The 16230-nt window shown below is 43.5% G+C and carries 8 protein-coding genes, 1 tRNA gene and 1 pseudogene; 7 read left to right on the top strand and 3 right to left on the bottom strand.

Features of this window, described 5'->3' with window-relative positions; translation table 11 throughout:
- The first annotated feature begins 15 nt into the window (after positions 1–15).
- The 5 genes from DXB58_RS02270 to secDF all read left to right on the top strand — a co-directional run bounded on the left by DXB58_RS02270 (position 16) and on the right by secDF (position 7974).
- Positions 16–690, top strand: a complete 675-nt coding sequence (locus DXB58_RS02270; RefSeq protein WP_008776855.1) for a rhomboid family intramembrane serine protease — start codon at positions 16–18, stop codon at positions 688–690.
- Positions 671–1576 carry a rhomboid family intramembrane serine protease gene (locus tag DXB58_RS02265; protein WP_122135781.1) on the top strand — a complete coding sequence of 302 codons (906 nt, stop codon included), beginning with the start codon at positions 671–673 and terminating at the stop codon, positions 1574–1576. Before DXB58_RS02270 ends, DXB58_RS02265 begins: the two co-directional genes overlap by 20 nt.
- 4 nt (positions 1577–1580) lie before the next feature.
- Positions 1581–2666 (top strand): endonuclease/exonuclease/phosphatase family protein, encoded by a 1086-nt coding sequence (locus DXB58_RS02260; RefSeq protein WP_122135780.1) that lies wholly within the window; start codon positions 1581–1583, stop codon positions 2664–2666.
- A 31-nt stretch (positions 2667–2697) separates the two neighbouring features.
- The gene (locus tag DXB58_RS02255; RefSeq protein ID WP_122135831.1) at positions 2698–4782 is read left to right on the top strand and encodes a M3 family metallopeptidase; all 2085 of its coding nucleotides are present in this window, start codon (positions 2698–2700) and stop codon (positions 4780–4782) included.
- Between the two features lie 165 nt (positions 4783–4947).
- Positions 4948–7974, top strand: coding sequence for a protein translocase subunit SecDF (secDF, locus tag DXB58_RS02250; RefSeq protein ID WP_122135779.1), 3027 nt, complete (start codon positions 4948–4950; stop codon positions 7972–7974).
- A 174-nt stretch (positions 7975–8148) separates the two neighbouring features.
- On the opposite strand, the gene DXB58_RS02245 is transcribed toward secDF, so the two are convergent.
- Positions 8149–8220: transfer RNA gene (locus DXB58_RS02245), tRNA-Arg, on the bottom strand.
- 203 nt (positions 8221–8423) lie between these two features.
- Between DXB58_RS02245 and DXB58_RS02240 the strand changes: the two genes are divergently transcribed.
- Both DXB58_RS02240 and DXB58_RS02235 read left to right on the top strand, forming a co-directional pair.
- The gene (locus tag DXB58_RS02240; RefSeq protein ID WP_032854016.1) at positions 8424–10274 is read left to right on the top strand and encodes a 2-oxoacid:acceptor oxidoreductase subunit alpha; all 1851 of its coding nucleotides are present in this window, start codon (positions 8424–8426) and stop codon (positions 10272–10274) included.
- A gap of 3 nt (positions 10275–10277) precedes the next feature.
- Entirely contained in the window at positions 10278–11288 is a 1011-nt protein-coding gene (locus DXB58_RS02235; protein ID WP_004302501.1) for a 2-oxoacid:ferredoxin oxidoreductase subunit beta, read from the top strand.
- Positions 11289–11473: 185 nt separating this feature from the next.
- On the opposite strand, the pseudogene DXB58_RS02230 reads toward DXB58_RS02235, so the two are convergent.
- Both DXB58_RS02230 and DXB58_RS02225 read right to left on the bottom strand, forming a co-directional pair.
- A pseudogene (locus tag DXB58_RS02230) lies at positions 11474–13926 on the bottom strand (glycoside hydrolase family 3 C-terminal domain-containing protein).
- 37 nt (positions 13927–13963) lie between these two features.
- Entirely contained in the window at positions 13964–16171 is a 2208-nt protein-coding gene (locus DXB58_RS02225) for a glycoside hydrolase family 3 N-terminal domain-containing protein (protein WP_122135778.1), read from the bottom strand.
- Positions 16172–16230: the final 59 nt, after the last annotated feature.

Here is a 16230-nt window from a genome sequence, read left to right as displayed (position 1 = left end):
TCAGAAATTAAAATGATGCCAACTGTAACTAAAAACCTGATAATTATCAATGTACTAGTATTTTTCGGGACAATCGTAGCCCAACGTTACGGCCTGGATTTAACGAATTATCTGGGATTACATTTTTTCCTTGCAAGTGACTTTAATCCGGCACAGCTAATCACTTATATGTTCATGCACGGCGGATTCAGCCACATTTTCTTTAATATGTTTGCCGTTTTTATGTTCGGACCGATTCTCGAACAAACCTGGGGACCCAAACGTTTCCTCTTCTACTATATTCTCTGCGGTATCGGTGCGGGACTTATTCAAGAAGGGGTACAGTATATTCAATATGTAACGGAACTTAGTCACTACGCACAAGTGAATATAGGTACAGGTGTTATCCCAATGGAAGAGTATCTGAACATGATGACCACCGTAGGTGCTTCGGGAGCCGTTTACGCCATATTGCTGGCATTCGGTATGTTATTTCCCAATAACCGGTTGTTTATCTTCCCGCTGCCATTTCCTATCAAAGCGAAGTTCTTCGTTATAGGATACGCCGCGATTGAATTATGGTCAGGACTTGCCAATAGCGCCGGAGACAATGTCGCTCACTTTGCACATTTGGGAGGAATGCTGTTCGGATTGATCCTGATTTTGTACTGGAGAAAAAAAAGCAATAACAATGGGACATATTATAGCTGATTTAAAGGAGACATTCAGAAGAGGAAATATTTTTATCCAACTGATTTATATCAACGTAGGCATCTTTGTGATTGGCATGTTGATTAACGTTTTCTTGCGACTGTTTGAAGTGAGTACCCCCGATATATTCGGTATATTTGCCCTGCCGGCATCCTTTATCGGATTTATTCATCAGCCGTGGTCGTTATTTACTTATATGTTTATGCATGCCAGCATCCTGCATATTCTATTCAATATGCTTTGGCTGTATTGGTTCGGAAGTTTGTTTCTCTACTTTTTCTCGGCAAAACATTTAAGAGGTTTGTATGTACTGGGAGGTATTTGTGGAGGTTTCCTGTATATGGTTGCCTACAATGTATTTCCTTTATTCAGCTCGCAAGTATCGGGGGCAACATTAGTAGGAGCATCAGCCTCCGTGTTAGCCATCGTAGCTGCCACGGCTTATCGTGAGCCTAATTACAGGGTACAACTTTTTCTTTTCGGTGCCATCCGTCTCAAATACCTGGCACTGATCGTTATCGGAATTGATGTATTGTCCATTACCTCAAGCAATGCCGGAGGACATATCGCCCATTTAGGCGGTGCCCTTGCAGGACTTTGGTTTGCTGCCAGCCTAAGCAAAGGAACTGATTTAACTTCCTGGATCAACTGGATTCTGGATGGTTTCATCTCCCTGTTTCAAAAGAAAACATGGAAACGGAAACCGAAAATGAAAGTACACTACGGCAACAGTGCTACCGGTCGTGAGAAGGATTATGATTACAACGCTCAAAAGAAAGCACAGTCTGATGAAGTAGACCGTATTCTGGAAAAACTTAAAAAATCCGGCTACGACAGTCTGACAACAGAAGAAAAGAAAAGCTTGTTCGACGCAAGCAAAAGATAAAAGAATGGAACATATTGGCAAATTTGTCACATATCTGATACTTGCTGTCAACGCTCTCTTTGTGGGAACGTTGATACTAAGTGCTTATAGCCCTTACCTTAACCCGAAAATAAATCCACTATCTTCCAGTCTGGGGCTTGCATTTCCGATCTTCCTGACTATCAATTTAATTTTTATCGGTTTCTGGGCATTCGTTAATTACCGCTATGCCCTTTTGCCCGCCATTGGCCTTCTCATTTGTATTCCACAGATACGGACTTATATCCCTTTCAACTCCACCACTAAAACTATTCCGGAAGGGAGCATCAAAATTCTGTCGTACAATGTAATGAGTTTCAGCAATCTGGAAAAGAAAGACGGTAAAAACCCTATATTGTCTTATCTTGCAAATAGCAATGCCGATATCATTTGTCTGCAAGAATACAACACTGCCACCAACAAAAAGTATCTGACAGAACAGGATGTAAAAAAAGCATTGAAGGCCTATCCTTACCAATCCATCCACCAGCAAGGAAAAGGAGATGTTCAGCTTGCCTGTTTCTCCAAATTCCCTATACTTTCGATACATCCTATCGAATATAAAAGCAACTATAACGGTTCCATGAGATATGTACTGAATGTGAATAATGACACTCTTACATTAATCAACAATCATCTGGAATCTAACAAACTCACCAAAGAAGACAGAGGGATTTATGAAGATATGATTAAAGACCCGAATGCCAAGAAAGTAAAAACCGGACTCAGACAGTTAATAAGAAAACTAGCGGAAGCATCGGCCATTCGGGCTTCACAAGCAGATTCCGTGGCGAAAGTCATTGCCGAAAGTAAGTACCCGACAACCATCGTATGCGGTGATTTCAACGATGGTTCCATTTCGTACACACACCGCATCCTAACCCAAGAACTGGACGATGCATTCACACAATCCGGCAAAGGATTGGGTATTTCCTACAATCTGAACAAATTCTATTTCCGCATAGATAATATATTGATTAGCCCCAACCTGAAGGCCTACAACTGTACTGTAGACCGGTCTATCAAGGCATCAGACCATTACCCGATCTGGTGCTATATCAGTAAACGATAAGAACTGAAAACTCTAATAAAAAACACTTATGATGATTAAAAAGACACTAACCATTTTAGCAGTAAGTTGTATGATGTACTCCTGTGCTACGAAAACAGAAAGCAATCCTTTCTTTACAGAGTTTCAAACCGAGTATGGTGTTCCTTCTTTCGACAAGATTAAATTAGAGCACTATGAACCTGCCTTTCTAAAAGGTATAGAAGAACAGAATCAAAATATCGAAGCCATTATCGAAAGTCCGGAAATTCCGAGATTCGAAAATACGATTGTAGCTTTGGATAACAGTGCACCCATCTTAGACCGGGTAAGCACCATTTTCTTCAATATGACAGATGCGGAAACCACTGATTCGCTGACCGCACTTTCCATCAAACTGGCACCGGTTCTTTCGGAACATAATGACAATATCTCCCTGAATGGGAAACTATTCAAACGGGTGAACGATGTCTACCAAAAGAAAGATTCATTAAACCTGACATCGGAACAAGAACGCCTGCTGGACAAGACTTATAAAAGATTTATCCGTTCCGGAGCAAACCTCAGCGAAAAAGATCAAACCCGCCTCCGCGAAATCAACAAGGAGCTTTCTACACTTGGCATCACTTTCAGCAACAATGTGCTGAATGAGAATAATGCCTTCCAACTTTTCGTTGATAAGGAAGAAGATCTGGCAGGATTGCCTGAATGGTTCCGCCAAAGTGCAGCCGAAGAAGCGAAAGCAGCCGGACAACCGGGAAAATGGTTGTTCACCCTGCACAACGCCAGCCGTCTGCCTTTCCTGCAATATTCTGAAAATCGCCCGCTTCGGGAGCAAATATACAAAGCTTATATCAACCGCGGTAACAACAACGACGGAAACGACAACAAGGAAAACATCCGCAAGATCGTTTCTCTCCGCCTGGAAAAAGCGAACTTATTAGGTTTCGACAGTTATGCAAACTTTGTCCTGGATGAAACCATGGCAAAGAACGCCAACAACGTAATGAGCCTTTTGAACAATCTATGGAGCTATGCACTCCCCAAAGCGAAAGCAGAAGCTGGCGAACTCCAGAAGTTAATGGACAAGGAAGGAAAAGGAGAAAAGCTGGAAGCATGGGACTGGTGGTATTACACCGAAAAACTACGGAAAGAAAAATACAATCTGTCTGAAGAGGATACAAAACCTTACTTCAAACTGGAAAATGTACGCGATGGTGCTTTCGCCGTAGCCAACAAATTATATGGCATCACCCTAAGTAAACTGGAAGGCATACCAACTTATCACCCCGATGTAGAAGTCTTTGAAGTGAAAGACGCAGACGGTTCCCAGCTCGGTATCTTCTATGTAGACTATTTCCCGCGTCCCGGAAAAAGCGGCGGTGCATGGATGAGCAACTACCGTGAGCAACACGGAACAACCCGTCCGTTGGTATGCAACGTTTGCAGCTTTACCAAGCCGGTAGGCGACACTCCTTCTTTATTGACCATGGATGAAGTGGAAACCCTGTTTCACGAATTTGGTCACGCCCTGCACGGACTGCTGACAAAATGCGAATACAAAGGAACATCGGGAACCAACGTGGTACGCGACTTTGTAGAACTTCCTTCTCAAATCAACGAACACTGGGCGACTGAACCCGAAGTGCTGAAAATGTATGCCAAACATTATCAGACAGGAGAAGTGATACCCGACGAAATCATCGAAAAGATACTGCAACAGAAAACTTTCAACCAGGGCTTCATGACCACTGAATTACTGGCTGCCGCCATCCTCGACATGAACCTGCACACGATGACAGATGTAAAGAATCTGGATATGCTTGCATTCGAAAAAGAAGCGATGAACAAGCTTAATTTGATTCCCGAAATAGCACCGCGTTATCGCGTGACTTACTTCAATCATATCATTGGCGGATACGCAGCCGGATACTATAGTTACCTATGGGCCAACGTATTGGACAATGATGCTTTCGAAGCTTTCAAAGAACATGGTATTTTTGATAAAAACACCGCCGACCTGTTCCGCCATAACGTATTGGAGAAGGGAGACAGCGAAGACCCGATGGTGCTTTATAAGAATTTCCGTGGAGCGGAACCAAGCCTGGAACCACTACTGAAAAACAGAGGAATGAAATAATTCAGCAAAAAAGCCCTTAAACATCAAATATTTGAGGGCTTATTACACATGAATGTGAAAAAAAAACTATATTTGCAGCCTTGTATGCGGCAAAAAGAACTTGTGTACGACAGAATTTAACTGAAAATTAAATTAAAAAAGTAATCATCATAAATTAAAAGTAAAATGCAAAACAAAGGATTTGTAAAGGTTTTTGCGGTATTACTCACACTGGTATGTGTGTTCTATCTCTCCTTCTCCTTCGTAACACGCCATTATACCAACAAGGCGAAAGAAATTGCGAACGGCGACCCGAAAGTGGAACAAGACTACCTCGACTCTCTCTCCAATGAGAAAGTGTGGTTGGGTAACTGGACGCTGAAACAATGTCGTGAGATGGAGATTAGTTTAGGTTTGGACCTAAAGGGTGGTATGAACGTTATCCTTGAAGTTTCTGTACCTGATGTTATCAAAGCACTGGCTGACAACAAGCCGGATGAAGCTTTCAACAATGCATTGGCAGAAGCTGCAAAACAGGCTATCAACAGCCAGGACGATATCATCACCCTGTTTGTTAGAGAATACCACAAAGCTGCTCCTAACGCAAAACTTTCCGAACTCTTCGCAACACAACAGTTGAAAGACAAAGTTAACCAAAAATCATCGGATGCAGAAGTTGAAAAAGTATTGAGAACAGAAGTAAAAGCTGCTGTTGAAAACTCATATAACGTACTTCGTACCCGTATCGACCGTTTCGGTGTTGTTCAGCCGAATATCCAGAGCCTGGAAGACAAAATGGGTCGTATCATGGTGGAATTGCCGGGTATCAAAGAGCCGGAACGTGTGAGAAAACTTCTCCAAGGTTCTGCTAACCTGGAATTCTGGGAAACTTATACAGCTAAAGAAGTTCTTCCTGCCATGCAATCTGCAGACGCTAAATTGCGCGCTGTGCTGGCACATGAAACAACAGCAGTGGACACCGCTGCAGTAGATTCTACCAAAGAAGCTCAACTTGCAGAGGCTACTCCTGCTAAGAAAAACATTAGCGCTGCCGACAGTCTTGCTGCTGCCTTGAAGGGAGACGCTACTGCTGCTGAAGACAAGTCTACAGCCAACCTGGCAGAAATTAAAAAGCAATACCCTCTGCTGGCTATCCTGCAGTTGAACTCTAGCGGCCAAGGTCCTGTGATCGGTTACGCTAACTACAAAGACACTGCTGATATCAACAAATATCTGGCTATGCCGGAAGTTAAAGCAGAACTCCCGAAAGACCTTCGTTTGAAATGGGGTGTTTCTCCTTCTGAATTTGACAAGAAAGGACAGACTTTCGAATTATATGCTATCAAGTCTACCGAACGTAACGGTAAAGCTCCGTTGGAAGGTGATGTAGTAACAGATGCGAAAGATGAATTCGACCAATACAGCAAACCGGCTGTCAGCATGACTATGAACTCTGACGGTGCACGTCGTTGGGCACAGTTGACTAAACAGAACATCGGTCGCTCTATCGCTATCGTTCTTGATAACTATGTATATTCTGCACCAAACGTAAACTCTGAAATCACAGGTGGACGTTCACAGATTACAGGTCATTTCACTCCTGAACAGGCAAAGGACTTAGCAAACGTATTGAAATCAGGTAAGATGCCGGCTCCGGCTCACATCGTACAGGAAGATATCGTTGGTCCGTCATTGGGTCAGGAATCTATCAATGCAGGTATGTTCTCATTCATCGTAGCTTTGATTATGGTAATGTGCTTCATGTGCTTCCTCTACGGTTTCATACCGGGCATGGTGGCTAACGTGGCTCTATTCATGAACTTCTTCTTTACGATGGGGATTCTGTCCTCCTTCCAAGCTGCCCTGACAATGTCCGGTATTGCCGGTATCGTATTGTCATTAGGTATTGCAGTGGATGCCAACGTACTTATCTACGAACGTACCAAAGAAGAGCTCCGCAGTGGTAAAGGCGTGAAACAAGCCTTGTCCGACGGTTACTCCAATGCGTTCTCGGCTATTTTCGACTCTAACTTGACTTCTATCATCACCGGTGTCATCCTGTTTAACTTCGGTACAGGTCCTATCCGTGGTTTCGCAACGACATTAATCATTGGTATTCTTTGTTCATTCTTTACTGCTGTGTTTATGACACGCGTATTCTATGATCACTTTATGTCTAAAGACAAGTTGCTGAATCTCAAGTTCCAGTCGAAATTCTCAAAGAACCTGTTTGTCAATACACATTTTGACTTTATGGGAACTAACAAGAAAGCATTTATCATCACTAGTGCTGTGATTCTCATCTGTATCGCTTCGTTCGTGACTCGCGGACTAAGCCAGAGTATCGACTTCACGGGTGGACGTAACTATAAGGTGCAATTTGAGCAGCCGATAGAACCGGAAGCAGTACGTGAATTGATCGCTAATGACTTCGGTGAAGCAACAGTAAGTGTCATTGCCATCGGAACAGACAAGAGAACTGTTCGTGTCAGCACCAACTACCGTATCAACGAAAATGGTAATACTGTCGATTCAGAAATTGAAGAACGTCTGTATAATGCAGTCAAACCATTGTTGACTCAAAATATCTCATTGCAGACATTTATCGACCGCGATAATCACACAGGTGGTAGTATCATCAGTTCGCAGAAAGTAGGTCCGAGTATCGCAGACGATATCAAGACAGGTGCTATCTACTCTGTAGTATTGGCATTGATTGCTATCGGTCTTTACATCCTGCTCCGTTTCCGCAACATTGCCTATAGTGTGGGTTCAGTGGTAGCTTTGAGTTGTGATACTGTCATCATCATTGGTGCTTATTCACTGTTGTGGGGTATCGTTCCGTTCTCACTGGAAATTGACCAGACATTTATCGGTGCTATCTTGACAGCTATCGGTTACTCTATCAATGACAAGGTGGTAATCTTCGACCGTGTGCGTGAGTTCTTCGGTTTATATCCGAAACGTGACAAGCGTCAGCTGTTCAACGACTCTTTGAACACAACACTGGCTCGTACCATCAATACTTCATTGAGTACCTTAATCGTGCTGTTGTGTATCTTCATCCTTGGTGGTGATTCAATCCGCAGCTTTGCATTCGCAATGATCTTAGGTGTTATTATCGGTACATTGTCTTCACTGTTTGTTGCATCTCCGATTGCATACAACATGATGAAGAACAAAAAAGTCGTAGCATCAACTACGGAAGAATAATAAATCCCAGAAATAGAAAAAGCCTCTTCCGAACATTCGGTAGAGGCTTTTTCTATTGATTATTAAAACAAATAGAAGCTATAAGACGTTCATCTTAAAAGAAGCCATTGTTAAACTTAAAACCAGATACGATATGAAAGCAAAACAAAACAACTTCTCACAGATTCTTCGTAGTAGCCTCGAGGGGAATCGAACCCCTATCTAAAGTTTAGGAAACTTCTATTCTATCCGTTGAACTACAAGGCCGCTTCAAATTTGCTTGCAAAGATAACGGTTTCTGTCGATTTAACAAGAATAAAAATACAGGTTCCTTTCAGATATTTCAAATAATTGGCGTCAATAGGACAATAAAGTTCGATTTATTTTGATAATTCGATTAACTTTCCGACCTTTGCGCTCACAAATTGAAAGTAAAATCAGTTTTTAAATTAAATATAGTAATTAAAGTTATGGCAGACGAAATGATGGTTAAAGAATTGGAGGAAGTAGTAGTACGTTTCTCCGGCGACTCCGGCGACGGTATGCAGCTGGCCGGCAACATCTTCTCGAACGTGTCGGCTACGGTAGGAAATGACATCTGTACATTCCCTGACTACCCGGCAGACATCCGCGCCCCGCAAGGTTCACTGACCGGTGTTTCCGGTTTTCAGGTCCACATCGGTGCCGGACAGGTTTACACTCCCGGAGACCGTTGCCACGTATTAGTGGCTATGAATCCTTCCGCACTGAAAACACAAATTAAATTCTGTAAACCGCAAGGACTTATCATTACCGACTCCGACTCATTCGAAGCCAGAGATTTGGAAAAGGCACAATTCAAGACTGACAATCCTTTTGAGGAATTAGGCGTAAAACAGGAAGTACTTGAAGTTCCCATCTCTTCCATGTGTAAAGAGAGCCTGAAAGATTCCGGACTAGACAATAAATCAGCACTCCGTTGTAAGAACATGTTCGCACTCGGACTGGTTTGCTGGTTGTTCAACCGCAACCTTGCCGCTGCTGAAAAAATGTTGCGTGAGAAATTCGCCAAGAAACCCGAAATTGCAGAAGCTAATATTAAGGTATTGAATGATGGTTTCAACTATGGTGCCAACACACATGCTTCTGTCTCTACTTATAAAATTGAAAGTAAAGCTCCGAAATCAAAAGGACTTTATACAGATATCAACGGAAATAAAGCAACTGCTTATGGCTTGATTGCTGCTGCCGAGAAAGCAGGTCTGGAACTCTACCTGGGTTCTTATCCTATCACTCCGGCCACTGATATTCTGCACGAATTAGCTAAACATAAATCACTGGGAGTAAAAACCGTACAGTGCGAAGATGAAATCGCAGGTTGTGCTTCTGCCGTTGGTGCCGCTTTTGCCGGTGCTTTGGCTGTAACGACTACTTCCGGCCCCGGTGTTTGTTTGAAGAGTGAGGCCATGAACCTTGCTGTAATTGGCGAACTTCCATTGGTGATTGTGAATGTGCAACGTGGCGGTCCGTCAACAGGTTTGCCTACTAAATCAGAACAAACAGACTTATTGCAGGCTCTTTACGGACGTAATGGTGAAAGCCCGATGCCGGTGATTGCCGCAACTTCACCGACGAACTGTTTTGATGCCGCATACATGGCATGTAAGATTGCTCTAGAACACATGACTCCGGTTGTATTGCTGACGGATGCTTTCGTAGCTAACGGCTCGGCAGCCTGGAAACTTCCTAATTTAAACGAATATCCTGCCATCAATCCTCCATACGTGACTCCGGACATGGCTGGTAACTGGACTCCATACCAACGCAATGAAGAAACTGGCGTACGCTACTGGGCAACTCCGGGAACTGAAGGATTCATGCATCGCATCGGCGGTCTTGAAAAGAGCAATGAAACAGGTGCGATCTCTACCGAACCAGAAAACCATAATAAGATGGTTCATCTCCGCCAAGCTAAAGTGGATAAAATTGCAGATTATATCCCCGAACTTGAAGTACTGGGTGATGAAGATGCAGATTTACTGATTGTTGGTTGGGGCGGCACGTACGGTCATCTTCGTCTGGCTATGGACTTTATGCGCGATCATGGAAAGAAAGTGGCTTTCGCACACTTCCAGTACATCAACCCGCTGCCAAAGAATACAGCCGATGTATTGCGTAAATACAAGAAGATCGTAGTAGCTGAACAGAATTTGGGACAATTCGCAGGTTATTTACGGATGAAGATACCCGGATTGAACATCAGCCAGTTCAACCAAGTGAAAGGACAACCTTTCGTTACGAGAGAATTGATAGATGCATTCACTAAATTATTGGAGGAATAAAAGATGAGCGATAAAGTATATACCGTACAAGATTATAAATCAGGCCAACCTCGCTGGTGTCCGGGATGCGGTGACCACGCTTTCCTAAACTCACTGCACAAAGCTATGGCCGAACTGGGAGTAGCTCCGCACAATATTGCCGTCATTTCCGGTATCGGTTGTTCTTCCCGCCTGCCCTACTATGTAAATACGTATGGCTTCCATACGATTCACGGACGTGCCGCTGCTGTTGCAACAGGTGCAAAAGTGGCCAACCCTGATTTGACAATCTGGCAAATTTCCGGTGACGGTGACGGTCTGGCAATTGGTGGTAACCACTTCATCCATGCATTACGCCGTAACATTGATTTGAATATGATCCTGCTGAACAACCGCATCTACGGTTTGACAAAGGGACAATATTCACCGACTTCGGAGCGTGGACTTGTAACTAAATCATCTCCTTACGGTACCGTAGAAGATCCATTCCACCCGGCAGAACTTGCTTTTGGTGCCCGTGGACATTTCTTTGCACGTTGTATTGCAGTAGACGGTGCCGCTTCTGTAGAGGTATTGAAAGCTGCCGCTAATCACAAAGGCGCTTCTGTTGTAGAAGTTCTGCAAAACTGCGTGATCTTCAACGATGGAACTCATGCTTCTGTAGCCACCAAAGAAGGACGTGCCAAGAACGCTATCTATCTGGAACATGGCAAACCCATGTTGTTCGGTGAAAACAAGGAATTCGGATTGATGCAGGAAGGTTTCGGACTGAAAGTGGTGAAACTTGGTGAAAATGGTATCACAGAAAAAGATATTCTTATTCACGATGCCCACTGCCAGGATAATACGCTTCAGTTGAAACTGGCGTTAATGGAAGGTCCTGATTTCCCGATTGCACTCGGTGTGATCCGCGATGTAGATGCTCCAACTTACAATGATGCTGTAATTGGACAGATTGAAGAAATCAAAGGCAAGAAGAAATATCATAATTTCCAGGAATTACTAATGACTAATGATACTTGGGAAGTGAAGTAATTCACTGTCAACCATAAAACAAAAAGATGGAGAAAGAGATTCAATTCCCTTTTTCCATCTTTTTGTTTGTATAATCTACGTATATCTGCTCTCACACAAGAGTTTCAGAGGCCAATGAAACTAATAGTTTTTTACTTCTTGAAACTTTTAGTCTCATGTAGAGATGCCAAAAGCCCTTATCCAAATCACCATTCAACAGTCACTTTCAAGGGAAGCTTTTTGGAAGACGGTCCTACCCAAATCTCAAAAGTTCCTTTTTCCACAACAAACTGATGGTTATCCATATCATAATAGGAAAAAGCATCCTCATTCAATACAATAGAAAGGCGTTGTGTCTCTCCTTTCTTCAAGAACACCTTATCATAGCCTTTCAGTTCTTTCAAAGGACGGGGAACGGAAGATTCTACATCATGCACATATACCTGGGCTATTTCCGAAGCATCCATTTTTCCTGTATTCTTTATATCAAAGCTAACCGTCACCTGATGTTCACCAGTTTTCTCCACAGCTAAATTACTATAAGCGAAAGTAGAATAAGACAACCCATAGCCAAATGGATAAAAAGGTTCTTTACCCGAACGGTCATATCCCCGATAGCCAACGAAAACACCCTCTGAATAATCGACACGCTTAATTTCCGCTTTCAGATTCTCATAATAGCTGTCATGCACCGGATTATCTTCCCATTTCTTTTCGATAGAAATCGGCAACTTACCACTCGGAGAAATCTTTCCTGTCAATATTTCGGCTATTGCCTGTCCACCCTCCTGTCCGGGATACCATGCCATCAAAATCGCTTTTGCAGCCTCATGCCAAGAGGTAAAGTCAACTCCACCGCCAGCATTTAACACTACTACCAGATTCGGATGCAGAGAAGCTACTTTCTGAATGAATAATTCCTGATAATGTAACAGAGCAAACGGGCGATCGAACCCCTCTCCTTCTGTATTGCTATTGAAACCGGTACAGAATACAACATTATCCACCTTTGCCAATCCTTGACGAAGTTTCTCTTCATTCAGCCTGGATGCTTTAAAACGGATAATTGCTGAAGAGATATTATCAAAAAACTCGATTCGGAAGCTGTATTCTTTACCTGCCTCAACCGGCAGTTCCACTTCACGGCTTGAATATGAATGATTACCCCAGTCGCCTGTAATATGCTTATCATTCACAAACAGGCGATAACCATCATCGCCACCAATGGATAGTTTTAATAATCCATCCTTTTGAGACATATAACTGGCTGTCCAACGGACAGAAAATCCATCTTCCGGAAAACCTTCCAGTGGTGCTCCATATTGCCAGTCATAATCAACTGATGCTTCTGTACGAATGACCTCCGGTTGTCCCGAAAGCGTTTTATTCTTAAAATATTCGGCTTTAAATCCTTTCGTCTGCCGAGCGGCATCCGCGTAAAATTCATGAAGAATATCCTCATAAATCACATCGTCCGTCAACAGAACGAGGTTCTTTTTTTTCAGTTTTTCCAGTCCCTCACTAACAGATACCGTAGAAAATGGAGTTACAAAACCACTTCCACCACCGGTAGGAATGCGGTCGGCATTGGGCCCCATCACAGCAGTCTTTCCTTTTAAGGGGAGTAGATTTCCTTCATTCTTCAGTAAGACTACACCTTCACGCGCCAGTTCTAAAGCAGCCTGGCGGGAAAAAGGATTATCCTGCGCGATGTTACTGTCTTTCTGTTCCTTATCCAGCATGCCGTAAGCAATCAAGGTCTGCAAGATATGCTGCACTTTCAGATTGATGGTTTCTTCTGTCACCGTACCGTTTTTGATAGCAGGTATAAGATTGTCGACATTCATAAAACGTCCTTTCGGCATTTCAAGATCAAGTCCGGCATTAGCGGCTCCTACGGCAGAATATACGGAAGTCCAGTCCGACATTAAGATACCTTTAAATCCCCAGAGATTACGCAAGATATCAATATTCAACCATTTATGTTCGGTAGCATGGACACCGTTCAGAAGATTATAGCTGTTCATAACAGCACTTACATTCGCTTCCTGTACAGCTTTCCGAAAGGCCGGAAAATAAATCTCGTGCAAAGTACGTTCATCTATGTCCGAACTGGCATGATGACGGCTCCATTCCTGATTATTAGCTGCAAAGTGCTTGATGGTGGCAATAACTCCTTCCGATTGCACGCCCAGGATATATTGTTTAGCCGTTTCACCCGTTAATAAGGGTCTTCGCCAAAGTATTCAAAGTTACGTCCACACATAGGAGCGCGGTAGATATTTACTCCCGGTCCGAGCAGTATATTCACTCCTCTGGCTTTGGCATCCTGTCCCAATCCTTGCCCCAGTTGATAAAGCAAACTCCGGTTCCAGGTAGAAGCGGAAAGTATTCCGGAAGGATAGAGAGTGCTCTTGGGGGCATGATTACGAATTCCCTGCGGTCCGTCCGCCAGTTTGATTTCAGGAATCCCCAGACGGGGGATTGCACGAAGCGAGAAGCTGGTATATCCGGAGATATACTCTATTTTCTCTTGCAAAGTCATTTTAGATACAATTTCCCTGGCACGTTGTTCGGCTTGGGGAGTGATTGTCTGCGCACAGGTTAATATGCTCCATGCAAGCATACATAAACATATGCCTCCTATTTTCTTTTTCATGGTGATTTTGTATTAATATAGCATTGTTAAAAACCAACTAGTCTATCAGTTCTATTTTAACGGTCTGTCCCTGTACCAAAATATGATATTCTCCGGCTTCAAGGAACCGTTTACCATCCTCATTGACAAAACCGAAATCACGTTCCAAGTCTATGTCAAAACGGAAAGTCTTCGTTTCTCCGGCTTTAATCAACTGTTTTTCAAAGTGTTTCAGTTCTTTCACCGGGCGGGTAATCGAGCAATACGGATCGGATATAAACCAATGAACAGTCTCTGCTCCATCGCGAGCACCGACATTAGTGACAGTCACTTCTGCAGACAATCGATCGCCGCGCTTCACTTTAGTAACAGAAGGGGTAACGGTGCCATACTTAAATTCGGTATAACTTAATCCATGCCCGAACGGATATAACGGATCGCTTGTTATATCTTTATAGAATCCTTGATGTCCACGTCCGCTCTTGCGGCGATTGTAATAAATAGGAATTTGTCCCGTTGAATAAGGGAATGTCATGGCAAGTTTACCGGATGGGTTGATACGTCCTGATAATATACCGGCCATCGGCAGCGCACCATTCACACCCGGTTGCCAGATTTCCAGTATAGCATCGGAAATCGGTTCCAGACGATTCAATTCCAACGGACGTCCATTCACCAATACCAGTACGATAGGCTTTCCGGCTTCCTTCAGTTCTGCGGCCAGCTCTTCCTGAATCTGCGGTAATGCGATAGAAGAACGGGAAGCATTCTCACCACTCCAGGTCATCATCTCACCCAAACAAAGAACAACTACATCAGACCAGCGTGCAGCTTCCAATGCTTCTGCAAATCCTTCTCTGTTATCTCCTTTCGTAGCACAGCCTGCTGCATAACGCAATTCAGCTTTTCCTGCAAATTCAGTAGCCAGTCCATTATAAAGCATGGCAACGTCCGTATCTTTTCCATGACCACACCAGGAACCCAACAAGTCCCAACCATTTTTTGCCATTGGTCCTATCACGGCAATCTTCTTTTTATCAGTCAGCGGTAATGTTTTGTTTTCATTTTTCAGCAAGACCATGGATTCCGCCGCAAGCCGGGCTGCAATATCCATACTTTGCGGACGGAAGAAACGTTCTTTCTCACTTGTTGCGGGAGTATAAGGACGTTCGAACAGGCCGAGACGGAATTTCAAAAGTAGAACACGACGTACAGCTTCATCTACTTGAGCTACCGATACTCTGCCCTCTTCTACCAACTCCTGCAAATGGCGGTCGTAAGCATGAGACATCATATCCATTTCAAGACCGGCAGTAAACGCATGCCAGGCTGCTTCTTTTTTGGTCGCTGCCAATCCCTGATTTTTCAACTGTTCGATGGCTCCCCAATCGGAAACAATAAATCCATCATGCCCCCAACGTTTCTTTAATATCTCGGTCATTATGTAAGGATTGGCCGAACCCGGCACACCGCTGATATCATTAAAGGAACTCATCAGTGTTGCCGCACCTGCTTTCACACCCATCTCGTAAGGGAGCAGATAAGTATCCCAAAGAGTTTGTTTGGATATCTCGGTATAGACATAGTCACGCCCGGCTTCGGATGCCCCGTAACCTACATAATGTTTCAGACAAGCTGCCATACGGTTTTCTGCTGACAAGTCATCTCCTTGATAACCTTTGACGGAAGCTGCACCGAATACCCCGTTTGTATAAGGATCTTCACCATAACCCTCTGCCACACGTCCCCAGCGGGGATCACGAGCCACATCAATCATCGGTGAGAAAGTCCAGTCCACTCCCGACATACGCGCTTCCTGTGCAGATACAGCACACGCCTGCTCTACCAAATCCGGATTCCAGGAACAAGCCTGTGCCAACGAAATAGGATACACGGTACGGAAACCATGAATTGCATCGTAGCCGAAAATAATAGGAATACCCAGACGAGACTCTTCCATTGCTTTTTTCTGCATACTATTACGCAGTGCGGGATTTGTTTCGAAGTAAATCAGAGAACCGATTTCTGCGGGCACTTTCTTCACTTCTTCACCTACATTATTCACATTGTTATTCCGTCCCAGGGTATATTGATTAAGCTGCATCACTTTCTCTTCCAAAGTCATGCGGGATAGGAGATCATTTACGCGTTTCTCTATCGGAGCCTTCGGATCTTTATATAGTGCAACATCTTTTTTATCTTTTGCCGAAAGGGTGCATATAGAACCTAGCAAACATAATCCGTAAACCAATACTTTCTTTCTCATCGGTGTTCTCGTCGGTTAATTAGTATATAAATATAGCTTTATCAGACAGCCACAATATG

This window comes from Bacteroides sp. OM05-10AA (genome assembly GCF_003439055.1).
Taxonomy (GTDB): domain Bacteria; phylum Bacteroidota; class Bacteroidia; order Bacteroidales; family Bacteroidaceae; genus Bacteroides; species Bacteroides intestinigallinarum.
This window is presented reverse-complemented; position numbering and strand designations above follow the sequence as displayed.

What these genes read in the sequence shown, in the direction of transcription:
- DXB58_RS02270 (WP_008776855.1), top strand. Translation starts at nt 16, where the DNA reads ATGCCAACTGTAACTAAAAACCTGATAATTATCAATGTACTAGTATTT.
- DXB58_RS02265 (WP_122135781.1), top strand. Translation starts at nt 671, where the DNA reads ATGGGACATATTATAGCTGATTTAAAGGAGACATTCAGAAGAGGAAAT.
- DXB58_RS02260 (WP_122135780.1), top strand. Translation starts at nt 1,581, where the DNA reads ATGGAACATATTGGCAAATTTGTCACATATCTGATACTTGCTGTCAAC.
- DXB58_RS02255 (WP_122135831.1), top strand. Translation starts at nt 2,698, where the DNA reads ATGATTAAAAAGACACTAACCATTTTAGCAGTAAGTTGTATGATGTAC.
- secDF (WP_122135779.1), top strand. Translation starts at nt 4,948, where the DNA reads ATGCAAAACAAAGGATTTGTAAAGGTTTTTGCGGTATTACTCACACTG.
- DXB58_RS02240 (WP_032854016.1), top strand. Translation starts at nt 8,424, where the DNA reads ATGGCAGACGAAATGATGGTTAAAGAATTGGAGGAAGTAGTAGTACGT.
- DXB58_RS02235 (WP_004302501.1), top strand. Translation starts at nt 10,278, where the DNA reads ATGAGCGATAAAGTATATACCGTACAAGATTATAAATCAGGCCAACCT.
- DXB58_RS02225 (WP_122135778.1), bottom strand. Translation starts at nt 16,171, where the DNA reads ATGAGAAAGAAAGTATTGGTTTACGGATTATGTTTGCTAGGTTCTATA.